This is a genomic window from Enterococcus lemanii (genome assembly GCF_016909125.1).
Taxonomy (GTDB): domain Bacteria; phylum Bacillota; class Bacilli; order Lactobacillales; family Enterococcaceae; genus Enterococcus_I; species Enterococcus_I lemanii.
Window position 1 is genome coordinate 55,580 of the sequence record NZ_JAFBFD010000001.1, and the last position, 12,904, is coordinate 68,483.

9 protein-coding genes are annotated in these 12,904 nt (G+C 39.3%); 3 read left to right on the forward strand and 6 right to left on the reverse strand.

Annotated features, from left to right (window positions below):
• Positions 1–7 precede the first annotated feature (7 nt).
• The 5 genes from gatB to pcrA form a co-directional block, all read right to left on the reverse strand.
• Positions 8–1,438, reverse strand: a complete 1,431-nt coding sequence (gatB, locus tag JOD14_RS00290; RefSeq protein ID WP_204652684.1) for an Asp-tRNA(Asn)/Glu-tRNA(Gln) amidotransferase subunit GatB — start codon at positions 1,436–1,438, stop codon at positions 8–10.
• A complete protein-coding gene (gatA, locus tag JOD14_RS00295) occupies positions 1,438–2,907 on the reverse strand; it encodes an Asp-tRNA(Asn)/Glu-tRNA(Gln) amidotransferase subunit GatA (protein ID WP_204652685.1) in 1,470 nt (489 codons plus the stop codon). Before gatA ends, gatB begins: the two co-directional genes overlap by 1 nt.
• Entirely contained in the window at positions 2,907–3,212 is a 306-nt protein-coding gene (gene gatC, locus JOD14_RS00300) for an Asp-tRNA(Asn)/Glu-tRNA(Gln) amidotransferase subunit GatC (RefSeq protein WP_204652686.1), read from the reverse strand. The genes gatA and gatC overlap by 1 nt, the downstream gene beginning before the upstream one ends.
• A gap of 115 nt (positions 3,213–3,327) precedes the next feature.
• Positions 3,328–5,343 carry an NAD-dependent DNA ligase LigA gene (ligA, locus tag JOD14_RS00305; RefSeq protein ID WP_239576009.1) on the reverse strand — a complete coding sequence of 672 codons (2,016 nt, stop codon included), beginning with the start codon at positions 5,341–5,343 and terminating at the stop codon, positions 3,328–3,330.
• 37 nt (positions 5,344–5,380) lie between these two features.
• On the reverse strand, positions 5,381–7,615 hold the full coding sequence (gene pcrA, locus JOD14_RS00310) for a DNA helicase PcrA (RefSeq protein ID WP_204652687.1): 2,235 nt from the start codon (positions 7,613–7,615) through the stop codon (positions 5,381–5,383).
• 234 nt (positions 7,616–7,849) lie between these two features.
• Between pcrA and JOD14_RS00315 the strand changes: the two genes are divergently transcribed.
• Genes JOD14_RS00315 through JOD14_RS00325 form a run of 3 tightly spaced genes read left to right on the forward strand, consistent with a single transcriptional unit; the run spans position 7,850 to position 11,419 of the window.
• Positions 7,850–8,605, forward strand: a complete 756-nt coding sequence (locus tag JOD14_RS00315) for a DeoR/GlpR family DNA-binding transcription regulator (protein WP_204652688.1) — start codon at positions 7,850–7,852, stop codon at positions 8,603–8,605.
• The gene (gene pfkB, locus JOD14_RS00320) at positions 8,602–9,534 is read left to right on the forward strand and encodes a 1-phosphofructokinase (RefSeq protein WP_204652689.1); all 933 of its coding nucleotides are present in this window, start codon (positions 8,602–8,604) and stop codon (positions 9,532–9,534) included. Before JOD14_RS00315 ends, pfkB begins: the two co-directional genes overlap by 4 nt.
• The gene (locus tag JOD14_RS00325) at positions 9,524–11,419 is read left to right on the forward strand and encodes a PTS fructose transporter subunit IIABC (RefSeq protein ID WP_204652690.1); all 1,896 of its coding nucleotides are present in this window, start codon (positions 9,524–9,526) and stop codon (positions 11,417–11,419) included. Before pfkB ends, JOD14_RS00325 begins: the two co-directional genes overlap by 11 nt.
• A gap of 106 nt (positions 11,420–11,525) precedes the next feature.
• On the opposite strand, the gene glmM is transcribed toward JOD14_RS00325, so the two are convergent.
• Entirely contained in the window at positions 11,526–12,881 is a 1,356-nt protein-coding gene (gene glmM, locus JOD14_RS00330; RefSeq protein WP_204652691.1) for a phosphoglucosamine mutase, read from the reverse strand.
• Between the last annotated feature and the right edge of the window lie 23 nt (positions 12,882–12,904).

Below are 12,904 nucleotides of genomic sequence, written 5' to 3' on the forward strand. Positions count from 1 at the left end.
GATACTCCTATCTTTTCGCTAATTCTTCTTGAAGTAACTTATTCACGATACCTGGGTTGGCTTGTCCTTTTGTCGCTTTCATAATTTGCCCAACTAAGAAGCCGACTGCACGGTCTTTTCCGTTTTTGAAGTCTTCAATTGATTTTTCATTGTTATCTAAAATTTCATTAATGATTGGCAATAATTGACTTGGATCAGAAAGTTGAATTAAGCCTTTTTCCTTTACCACTTTTTCTGCATCGCCGCCGTTAATAATTAGCTCACGGAAGACTTTTTTCGCGATTTTTGAGCTAATTGTACCATCAGCAATCAAGCGAATCATGCCAGCTAAGTTTTCAGGCGTTAATTTTGTTTCGTGTAATTCTAATTTTTCACTGTTTAAATAAGCAGAGACTTCACCCATTAACCAGTTTGATGCTTGTTTGGCATCGGCGCCTGCTGTAATTGTCGCATCAAAGAAGTCCGACATTTCTTTGGTTAATGTTAAGACCATGGCATCGTATTCTGGTAAGTCTAGTTCTTCAATATAGCGTATGCGACGAGCTTGCGGCATTTCTGGTAAGGTCGCACGGATGCTTTCAATCCACTCATCACTAATTTCAAAACGTGGGACGTCTGGTTCTGGGAAGTAACGGTAATCAGAAGAACCTTCTTTGACACGCATAAGTGACGTTTGACCCGTTGCTTCTTCGTAACGACGGGTTTCTTGTTGAATTTCCCCACCAGATAAAAGAACTTTTGCTTGGCGTTTTTCTTCAAAAATCAACCCTCTTTTAACAAAGTTTAGTGAGTTTAAGTTTTTTATTTCTGCTTTGGTTCCAAATTCTTCTTGGCCGTAAGGGCGTAAAGAGATGTTGGCATCACAACGCATCGAACCTTCTTCCATTTTCACGTCTGATACACCGGTAAATTGGATAATTGAACGTAATGCTTCTAAATACGCATAGGCTTCTTCCGGTGAACGCATGTCTGCTTCCGAAACGATTTCAATCAGTGGTGTTCCTTGACGGTTTAAGTCAACGTGTGAATACCCACCCATGCCGTGCATATTTTTCCCTGCATCTTCTTCTAAATGCACGCGTTCAATGCGAATGATTTTCTTTTTGCCTTCGACTTCAATTTCAATCCAACCATCGTGGCCGATTGGTTGATCAAATTGTGAAATTTGGTACGCTTTTGGATTATCTGGGTAAAAGTAGTTTTTACGGTCAAAATGCGTATCTTTTGAAATTTCGCAATTTAATGCTAACGCGGCTTTCATCCCAAATTCTAAAGCTGTTTTATTCATAACTGGTAAAACGCCTGGATATCCCCAGTCAATCACGTGGGTATTGCTGTTTGGTTCCGCACCAAAATGAGCTGGTGCCGGCGAGAAAATTTTAGAGTTCGTTTTTAATTCAACGTGGACTTCTAGCCCAATGACTGTTTCGAAGTTCATTATTTATCTCCTCCTAAAATCACTGGTTTTTTCGTGTGGAAATCAGTTGCTTGTTCAAAAGCATAAGCCGCTTGGTACATGGTTGCTTCATCAAAATGTTTTCCAATGATTTGTAAACCGATTGGTAAGCCTTCAGAAAAACCAGCTGGAATGGACATACCTGGTAGACCAGCTAAGTTAACTGGGATGGTTAATAAATCGCTTAAGTACATCGCCACTGGATCATTGATATTTTCACCAATACCGTAAGCAACGTTTGGTGCCGATGGGCCAATAATTAAATCATAGTCGTTAAAGACTTGATCGAAATCTTGTTTAATTAATGTTCGAACTTGACCGGCTTTTTTAAAGTGCGCATCATAATAACCAGAACTTAAAGAGAAACTTCCTAACATAATGCGACGTTTTACTTCGGTACCGAAACCTTCGCTACGAGAGTTGACATAAACGTCTTCTAAGGTTTCGATGTTTTCTGAACGGTAACCATAGCGAATCCCGTCAAAACGTTGTAAGTTTGAACTTGCTTCAGAAGAGGCAATAATATAGTAAACCGCAACCCCATATTTTGAATGTGGTAAGCTGACTTCTTCAACCGTTGCACCTAATTCGCGGAACGTATCGGCTGCTTTTAAAATAGCCGCCTTAATATCTGGCTGAATGCCTTCACCTAAGTATTCTTTTGGTAAAGCAATTTTCATCCCTTTAATGTCACCCGTTAACTTTGCCGTAAAATCAGGTACACTGTGTCCTGCTGACGTACCATCTTTGGCATCAAAGCCACTAATGGCATTTAACACATGTGCATTGTCTTCAACATTACGGGTTAATGGCCCAATTTGGTCAAGAGAAGAAGCAAATGCAATGACACCATAACGAGAAACACGTCCGTACGTTGGCTTCATTCCAACAATTCCGTTAAATGCAGCTGGTTGACGAATCGAGCCACCGGTATCTGTTCCTAAAGAAACGGGAATTTGTCCAGCAGCAACCGCCGCCGCAGAACCGCCTGAAGACCCTCCCGGAACTTTGCTATGATCCCAAGCATTTTTCGTCTTCTTAAAGTAAGACGTTTCTGAACTGCCACCCATCGCAAACTCATCCATATTGAGTTTACCAACTGGAATCATGTCAGCTTGATAAATTTTATCCATTACCGTTGCATCGTAAATTGGATTAAAGTTATATAACATTTTTGAAGCTGCGGTCGTTAATAAGTCTTTCGTGACAATATTGTCTTTGATCCCGATTGGAATCCCCGCTAAAACATTACTTTCAGTTACTCCTTTTAAATCGATCGCTTTTGCTAGTTCTAAGGCTTTTTCTTCATTTAAAGTAATAAAACTATCCACTTTTGGCTCTGTGTCTTTAATTCGATTGAATGTTTCGTGTGTTAAGTCACTTGCCGTAATTTCTTTTGAAACAAGTAAGTTGTGTAACTCAACTAAACTTTTTTTATACAATTCAGTCATTAGGCGCCGGCCTCCCCATCATCCATAATTGCTGGTACCTTAATAAAGCCATCTTCTGACTCTGGTACGTTCTTCATTAATTCTGCGCGGTCCCACCCTGGTTGTGCGACGTCTTCACGCATGACGTTAATCGTTTCTACCACATTTGAAGTAAATGGAACACCCGTTGTATCCACTTCTTCTAAGGTTTCAACCATCTCAATAATTTTGCCTAATTGAGTGGTAAATTCTTGTAATTCATCTTCATTAAATGATAATTTGGCTAAGTTTGCCACGTGTTTCACTTCATTTTCAGTAATTGCCACTTTTATCCCCTCGATCCTTTCATGCCATTTGCATTTTAATTTTCAATCTATTGTATCATTATTTTAGCTATCTTTAAATGCTTAGCCCGTTTTTTATTCCTGAATCTCGGTTTACTTAACGATTTTCATTCGTTAAGGCAGCCACCAAATCATCTTCCGTCCAAATCGTAATTCCTAAACTTTGGGCTTTGGTTCGTTTGCTGCCAGCGTCTTCGCCTGCCACGACAATATCGGTTTTTTTCGACACGCTGCCGGTTACTTTCCCACCGAGGTTTTCAATTTGAGCTTTGGCTTCTTCACGATTAAAGTGCGTTAGCTTCCCAGTTAAAACAAGCGTCTTATCTTTAAAAGGTGAAACAACCGTGCTTAATTCTGCGCTTGTCTTCCCTAAATAAGCGAGATTGACTCCAGCTGTTCGTAACTCGTCCATTAGTTCATGAACCTCATGGTTACTAAAATAGGTAGTCACACTACTTGCAATGGTTTCTCCGATAGAATACAGATTGGCGATATCTTCTTTTCCAGCTTGGCTTAAAGTTGGAATGTCGCCAAAATGCTCTAATAATATTTTAGCTGCTTTCGCGCCAACATGACGAATCCCTAAACCAAATAAGAGTCGTTCTGCCGAATTGCTTTTACTCTTTTGGATAGCGGTTAAAAAGTTTTGGGCGGATTTTTCTTTCACTTTGTTTAATGTTAAAAAGTCACTTTCGGTTAAGAAATATAAGTCTGCTACGTCTTTCACTAAGCCCTTATCAAACAATTGCTCCAAAACTTTTGGTCCTAAGCCATCGATGTTCATCGCATTACGTGAAACAAAATGGTTCAAACCTTCTTTGATTTGTGCTGGGCATTTTGGATTAATACAGCGTAAGGCTACTTCCTCTTCTAAATGGACCAATTCACTGTGGCAGATGGGGCAATGCGTTGGAATCAGATAAGGTTGGCTATCTTTGGGCCTTTTGTCAAAAACGACATACGCGACTTCTGGAATGATGTCGCCGGCTTTATAAATGACGACCGTATCGTTTAAGCGAATATCTTTTAGCTCAATATAATCACGATTATGCAAACTCGCCCGGCTAACGGTCGTCCCTGCAACTTTAACAGGCTGCATAACTGCTGTTGGCGTCACGACTCCCGTGCGACCAATCGTCCATTCGATGTCTTCGATGGTTGTTTCGACTTCTTCTGGCGGGAATTTATAGGCGATCGCCCAACGTGGGGCTCTGACTGTAAAACCTAAGTCTTCTTGATATTGAAAATCATTGACTTTGATCACGACCCCGTCGATTTCATAGGGCAGCTCACTACGTCTTTCATGATAACGTTCAATATATTGCCAAACTTCCTCCATCGTCTGACACAATTGGTATTCGTGATTGACTTTAAAACCTAAGTCGGCCAATTCTTGTAGTGCGTCTTTTTGATTGGTTACGTGTAGCGTCCCAGCATCAGCCACTGTATAAAGAAAACTGCTTAAGTTTCGACTAGCGGTTACTTTTGAATCAAGTTGGCGAACGCTACCTGCTGCAGCATTTCGTGGATTGGCAAAAACATCTTGTCCGGCTTCTTCTCTTTCTTGATTTAATTTCAAAAAAGATTCTTTAGGCATATAACATTCTCCGCGGACTTCCATCGAATATGGTTGCGTCAGCGTCATTGGAATTGAGCGAACGGTTTTTAAATTTTCGGTAATATTCTCACCTTCTTCACCATTCCCTCGTGTGGCACCCCGAACAAATTGTCCTTCTTCATACCGAAGCGAAATAGATAACCCATCAATTTTCAATTCACATGTATACGCAACTGCTCGCCCTAATGCATTTGTGACGCGTTGGTCAAAAGCGAATAAATCTTCTTTACTAAAGGCATCATTCAAACTGTACAAGGGTATTTCGTGCTGGACTTTTTCAAAGCCACTGGCAATTATACCGCCGACTCTTTGGGTAGGTGAGTCGGCTGCAATGAGTTCAGGGTATTGTTTTTCTAGTTCAACCAATTCCGTATATAGGCGGTCATATACAAAATCTTCAACGGTTGGTTTATCTTGCACATAGTATTCATGGGCATATTGATTTAACTGCCTTTTTAAGTCAAAAACTCGTTGTCTTACTTCACTATTCGGCAAAAAAATCACTCCTCTTAATCTAATTTATAAAGCGAATTTAAACTTTTTCAATCGGGGCAAAGGCTGCTAATAAGCGCTTGATGCCTTGTTGGGCAAAAGCGATTGATAATTCGGTTTTTTCTCCTTGCCCACTCACTTGAACGACCGTTCCAACGCCCCAAACTTTGTGCGTGGCTTTATCTCCGACGCGCCAATCTTGGTTTTCGCCACCGGTTGCTTGTTTGTGACTAACGCCAACTTTAGTCGTTTGGTGATACTTGGGTTTTAAATACTGCGGCTGGGCAACTTTTTTAGGGGCTGTTGAATGCGCGCTTGTTTGTACCAAAAGATCTTCATCGATTTCACGGATAAAACGTGACGGTTGATTTGATTGTGCCCGGCCATATAGCATACGGTAAGAAGCATTGGTTAGATAGAGCTTTTCTTCCGCACGTGTAATCCCAACATAAGCTAAACGACGCTCTTCTTCCAAATCTTTTTCTTCAGTCAATGAACGTGAAAGCGGGAAGATATTTTCTTCCATTCCGATTAAAAAAACAATCGGAAATTCAAGACCTTTGGCTGCATGCAAAGTCATTAATGTTACTTGGGAAGTCACTTCTTCATACGAATCAATATCCGATAATAAGGCCAATTCATTTAAAAATATGACGAGTTTTTCTTCTGGTGACGCCTCATTGTCTTGTGCTTCCAATTTAAATCGTTTATCAAATTCAGTCGTTACGGTTAAGAATTCCTCTAAGTTTTCCATTCTGGTTTGCGCCTCTAACGTGTTTTGGATACGCAAATCATTCAGGTAACCACTTTTTTCTAACACTTCTTCCGTTAATTCCGTAACAGATAAATAGGGAATCATTTGAGTGAAACTTGCCATTATTTCACCGAAAGCTTTTAATTCACGACCAGCTTTACCAGAAATATTGGCAAGATCAGCATTCTGAGCTGCTTCTAATAGCGGCCATTCATGCAAAGCAGCAAAGTGGCGTAATTTTTCGACGGAGCTTGCGCCAATGCCTCTTTTGGGGACATTAACAATTCGTTCTAAACTCAAAGAATCACTTGGATTCGCAATGGCACTCAAATAAGCTAAAATATCTTTTATTTCTTTGCGGTCGTAGAACTTGTGGCCCCCAACCATTGTATAAGGCACATTGGCTCTTAAGAGCGCGTCTTCAATGGCACGCGATTGGGCATTGGTTCGATACAAAACCGCAAAATCTGAAAATTGACGATTTTGCGCTTGCATTTCTTGTCCAATTTGGCGCACGATAAATTGCCCTTCATCGCGTTCACTTTCCCCACGATAATAAGTAATTTTAGCGCCTTCCTCTTTATCGGTCCATAGTTTTTTGGCACGACGATTCCGATTGTTTTGAATGACTTGATTCGCTGCTGTTAAAATGGTTTTACTTGAGCGATAGTTTTGCTCTAACAAAATTACTTGAGCTAATGGGTAGTCTTTTTCAAAATCTAAAATATTTTGCATATCGGCCCCACGCCAACCATAAATACTTTGATCCGCATCTCCAACGACACAAAGATTACGAAAACGAGCCGCTAATAAATTGACTAATGTATATTGTGCATGGTTCGTATCTTGATACTCATCGACGTGAATATATTGAAATTTATTTTGATAATAGCCTAAAACTTCGGGTACTTCGTTAAACAAACGAATCGTATTCATAATCAAGTCATCAAAATCCATACATTGATTGAATTGCAATTCTTTTTGGTAACGTATATAACACTTCGCGACGATTTTCTCAAAAAAATCACCTTGCTGTGCTTCATATTTTTTTGGTGTTAATAAACTATTTTTTGCATTTGAAATAGCCGCTAAAATACCACGAGCTTCGTATTTTTTTGGATCAATGTTCAATTCTTTTAAAATTCTTTTCATTAATGTTAGCTGTTCAGATGAATCAATAATCGTAAAATTCCGTTCATAACCAATTCGATCAATTTCGCGCCTTAAAATGCGTACACACATTGAATGAAACGTTGAAACCCAGACATCATCGCCTTGTGCACCAAGTAATTGGCTAACTCGTTCTTTCATTTCACGAGCCGCTTTATTCGTAAAAGTAATGGCTAATATGTTCCAAGGGTTCACCATTTTTTCTTCAATTAAGTAAGCAATACGATGCGTTAACACACGCGTTTTCCCACTACCTGCTCCAGCCATGAGCAATAAAGGTCCCTCAGTCGTTTGTACTGCTTTTTTTTGTTGCTCATTCATTCCGTTTAATAATGATTTTTTGGACGACATGAAATTCCAACATCCTTTCTTTTTTCAATCTTAACAATTATAGCATTTTCTCCTTCACTCTCAAAGAGAACAACGACTGTTAGACATTGAAAATAAAAATAGCCTTTGAAACAAATCCTTTTTTTAACTAAAAGGATTGAAAATACCGCTATGATTGTTTATGATTGATTTTGGTTGTTTTTGATTGATTTATTTTTCATACCATGCTATTATACATTCGAAGGAGGGATGTAAATGCTTACAACCGAGAGGCATCTATTAATTCTTCAAATACTAGATGCACAAGAGATGGTTACTATTCATGAATTGCTCGCCACCTTAGGTATTTCTGAATCCACTTTACGAAGAGACTTGCAGACACTAGAAGATCAAGGGGCTTTAATCCGCGTTCACGGAGGTGCCCAAAGAAAAGATCCACTTACCTATGAAGCTTCTTTAAAAGAAAAGACGCAAAAAAATCACGATGAGAAACAAGCCATCGCGCAATTTGCCGCACGATTTGTTCAACCAAATGAAATTATTTATTTAGATGCCGGCTCAACAACGCTTGAAATGATCAACTACTTGCCAAAAGATGCCAATTTAAAGATTGTTACAAATGCGATTTCTCACGGTGTTCATTTAACCGAATTAGGTTTTGAAGCAATTATTCTAGGCGGAACGATTAAATCTTCCACTTTGGCAATTATCGGTGCGACAGCCTTACAACAAGTTCAAAAGATGTATTTTGATCGTGTCTTTCTAGGTACTAACGGCATTGACCTCCAAGCTGGTTTTACTACTCCTGATTCCGAAGAAGCTTACTTAAAACAAATGGCCGCTACTCAGGGTACTCATACTTATGTCTTAGCTGATTACTCAAAATTCAACCGTAGAAGTTTCGCGCAATTTCTTTCATTAGATCAAGCACACATCATCACGAATAGTTGTCCAAAAGAATTGCTGAAACCAATTGAAAAACAAACAAAAATAATGGAGGTAACAAAATGATTTACACTGTAACGTTAAATCCATCGATTGATTATATTGTGCACGCAGACCATTTGAAAATGGGCGAAGTCAATCGGATGACTAAGGATTTAAAACTACCAGGTGGTAAAGGGATTAACGTCTCAAGAATTTTACATCGTTTGCAAACGAATACGACGGCTTGGGGATTTCTTGGTGGTTTTACCGGAAATTTTATTGACGATTGGTTAAAACAAGAAGGTGTTCAAACGGACTTTACTAAAATTTCGCAAGATACGCGTATTAACGTAAAATTAAAATCCGATCTTGAAACAGAAATTAACGGACTTGGACCAACCATTAACGAAGAAGAAATTCAACGATTTTTGGAACCTTTCGATCAATTAACAAAAGAAGACTTAGTCGTTCTTGCCGGTAGTATCCCAAAAAGTCTTTCAACTGACTTTTACGAAAAACTAATAAAAAAAATTATTGAAAAAGACGCACAGTTTGTTATCGACACAACAGGAGACGCTTTACTTGCTGCCGTTCCTTACCATCCTCTTGTAATTAAACCAAATAAAGATGAGTTATCAGAAATGTACAATACAAGCATTTCTTCCATCGATGAACTTGTTTATTACGGAAAAAAACTTTTAAATGACGGCGCGCAACATGTCATTATTTCAATGGCCGGTGACGGAGCATTACTTTTTACGAATGAAGGCGTTTATCGTTCAAACGTTTTAAAGAGACCTTTAAAAAACTCTGTCGGTGCGGGCGACTCTATGATTGCTGGTTTTGTCGGGCGTTATAAACAAACGAATGATCCTATTGATGCTTTTGTTTGGGGCGTTGCTTGTGGAAGTGCTACTGCATTTTCAGATGATTTAGCAAAAGAAGATTTGATTTTAGAGTTGGTAAAAGAAGTAAAAATCACCCAAATTGAGGAGAATGAAAATGGAAATTAACGAATTATTATTAAAAGACTTAATGATTCTAGATTTAAAAGCAACAGATAAACGCGGAGCAATTGATGAAATGGTGCAAAAATTGTTTGATAAAAACATTATTTCTGACATTGACGTTTTTAAAGAAGGGATTTTAGCTAGAGAAGCACAAACTTCAACCGGGTTAGGTGACGGTGTTGCGATGCCTCACGCAAAAAATTCAGCAGTAAAACAACCCGCTGTTTTATTTGCCAAAAGTGCGCAAGGTTTAGATTATGAAGCGCTTGATGGGCAGCCAACTTTCTTATTCTTCATGATTGCTGCCCCAGAAGGAGCCAATAACACGCATTTACAAGCTTTAGCTGCTTTGTCTGGCCGTTTGATTGATCCTACTTTTATTGCTGAATTAAAAAAAGCGGCTTCTCCTGAAGAAGTTCAAGCGTTATTTAGCGAAGTCGAACAAGAAGCAGAGACAACCGAAGTAAAAGCAACACCAAGTGACACACCTCGTCCCTTTATTGTTGCAGTTACTGCTTGTCCAACTGGAATTGCCCACACTTTCATGGCCGCAGATGCCTTAAAGAAAAAAGCGGCTGAAATGGGGGTTGAAATTAAAGTCGAAACAAATGGCTCTGAAGGAATTAAAAATAAATTAACCAAAGAAGATATTGAGCGCGCTCAAGCGGTCATTGTTGCTGCCGATAAAAAAGTTGAGATGAATCGTTTTGATGGCAAACCATTAATCAATCGGCCAGTAAGCGATGGGATTCGTAAAACAGAAAGCTTGATTAACGAAGCGGTTAATGGCAACCCACCTCTTTTCCATGGTGATGGTAGTGCCGTTGAAGAAGCGTCAACGGATGAATCATTTGGCCAACAAATTTATAAAAATCTAATGAACGGCGTTTCTCATATGTTGCCTTTTGTAATTGCTGGTGGGATTTTAATCGCGATTTCATTTATGATTGACCAATTTATGGGTGTACCCGTTGACTCACTAGGACAATTAGGTTCTTATCATGCACAAGCTGCTTGGTTTAACCAAATTGGTGGGGCCGCATTTGGCTTCATGTTACCAGTCTTAGCAGGTTACATCGCGATGAGTATTAGTGATCGCCCTGGACTTGTCGCAGGTTTTGCAGCCGGCGCTTTAGCTAGTTCTGGTGGCGCTGGTTTCCTTGGTGCTCTAGTCGGTGGTTTCCTAGCTGGTTATGTCATTGTCTTCTTAAGAAAACTATTGAAAAACTTACCAAAATCACTTGATGGTATCAAAACAATTTTATTTTATCCATTCTTTGGTCTATTAATCACTGGTTTATTAATGTTATTAATTAATGTCCCTATGAAAATTATTAACGATGGTTTAAATAACTTCTTAAGTGGTATGGATGGTACCAACGCTGCTTTACTTGGTGTTTTATTAGGAATTATGATGGCTGCTGATTTAGGCGGACCGATTAATAAAGCTGCCTATGTGTTTGGTACAGGTACTTTGGCTGCTTCCGTTGCAACAGGTGGTAGTGTCGTGATGGCTTCTGTTATGGCTGCTGGAATGGTTCCTCCTCTTGCCATCTTTGTTGCTACTCGTTTATTTAAAAACAAATTCACCCAACAAGAACGTGAAGCAGGTTTAACCAATATTGTCATGGGTCTATCTTTTGTAACAGAAGGTGCCATTCCTTTTGCGGCTGCTGACCCATTACGTGCTATTCCAAGCTTTATGGCTGGTTCTGCTTTAGCGGGTGGATTAGTTGGTGCTTTTGGTATCAAGTTATTAGCGCCACATGGTGGAATTTTCGTTGTCTTGTTGTTAAGTCAACCAATTCTCTACTTAATCTTCATTTTAGCAGGAGCCGTTGTTTCAGGCGTTATTTTCGGTCTATTGAAAAAAGAATCTACAAAATAACAACAATCAAAAAACTCGGTCGTGACCTCAAGTCATTGCCGAGTTTTTTTGATTGTTTTATTTAGAGTGAAAAACAGTGAAGAATCGTAATTCCTCACTGTTTTTATTAATTTAACCCAATTTCTTGACGAACAACTGCTGCTATTTTTTCAACATAATATTCCACAAGTTCATCTGTTGGTGCTTCTGCCATGACGCGTAGTAATGGTTCGGTCCCTGAAGGACGAACTAAAATCCGGCCATTGCCAGCCATTTCTGCTTCTGCTTCTTCAATAACTGCTTTAATCGCAGGAACTTCCATCGCACCTTCTTTGTCCGAAACGCGAATATTGACTAATTTTTGAGGATAGATTGTCACTTCGCCAGCTAATTCGGATAATTTTTTACCTGTTTGTTTCATGACGTTTAACAATTGGATCCCAGATAACATCCCATCGCCAGTTGTATTAAAGTCTAAAAAGATCATATGGCCAGATTGTTCCCCACCAAAGTTATAGTCATTTTTACGCATTTCTTCAACTACATAGCGATCACCAACTTGCGTAATGACATCTTTCAAACCAATTGCTTCTACCGCTTTATGGAAACCTAAGTTACTCATCACTGTCGTAACAATCGTATCTTTTTTCAAGCGCTTTTGCTGCGCTAAATATTTAGCACAAATATACATAATTTTGTCGCCATCCACAATATTCCCTAATTCATCGACTGCAATAATCCGGTCACCATCGCCATCAAAAGCTAGTCCCACATCCGCTTGTTTTTCAACTACAAACTCAGCTAATTTTTCAGGATGAGTTGAACCAACCCCATCATTAATATTTAAACCATTAGGCGATGTCCCCATCGTATAAAACTCCGTATCCAAATCCGCAAACAAGCGATTAACGATTGGTGTCGTTGCCCCGTTTGCACCGTCAACGCATACTTTTAGACCGGCTAAATCACCTGTAATCGTCTGCGTTAAAAATTGTGAGTATTTTAATAATCCTTCTGGAAATTCTTCTACTGTCCCTAACCCTTGAGCAGATGGTCTAGGCAAGATATCTTCTTTTGCATCAATTAAGGCTTCAATTTCTAATTCTTGTTCATCAACTAATTTAAAGCCATCATTACCGAAAAATTTAATCCCGTTATCAAGAGCTGGGTTGTGTGAAGCTGAAATCATTACCCCCGCACTTGCTTTTTGTGTTCGAGTTAAGTACGCCACACCCGGAGTAGAAATCACTCCTAATTGGAATACTTCAATTCCAACCGATAGCAAACCTGCAATTAAGGCACTTTCTAATAATTGTCCTGAAATTCGAGTATCTCGCCCAACTAAAACACGTGGTCTTCTTTCACCAGTTTCATGCTGGCTCAAAACATAGCCCCCACAGCGACCTAATTTAAATGCTAATTCTGGTGTTAATTCCTTATTCGCTTCACCGCGTACACCATCTGTTCCAAAATACTTACCCATTATTTCTTTCTCCTTTGTGTTTC

Excerpts from the sequence above, each read along its gene's own strand:
- pcrA (WP_204652687.1), bottom strand. The coding sequence starts at position 7,615 with ATGTCGTCCAAAAAATCATTATTAAACGGAATGAATGAGCAACAAAAA.
- gatB (WP_204652684.1), bottom strand. The coding sequence starts at position 1,438 with ATGAACTTCGAAACAGTCATTGGGCTAGAAGTCCACGTTGAATTAAAA.
- JOD14_RS00325 (WP_204652690.1), top strand. The coding sequence starts at position 9,524 with ATGGAAATTAACGAATTATTATTAAAAGACTTAATGATTCTAGATTTA.
- JOD14_RS00315 (WP_204652688.1), top strand. The coding sequence starts at position 7,850 with ATGCTTACAACCGAGAGGCATCTATTAATTCTTCAAATACTAGATGCA.
- gatA (WP_204652685.1), bottom strand. The coding sequence starts at position 2,907 with ATGACTGAATTGTATAAAAAAAGTTTAGTTGAGTTACACAACTTACTT.
- pfkB (WP_204652689.1), top strand. The coding sequence starts at position 8,602 with ATGATTTACACTGTAACGTTAAATCCATCGATTGATTATATTGTGCAC.
- glmM (WP_204652691.1), bottom strand. The coding sequence starts at position 12,881 with ATGGGTAAGTATTTTGGAACAGATGGTGTACGCGGTGAAGCGAATAAG.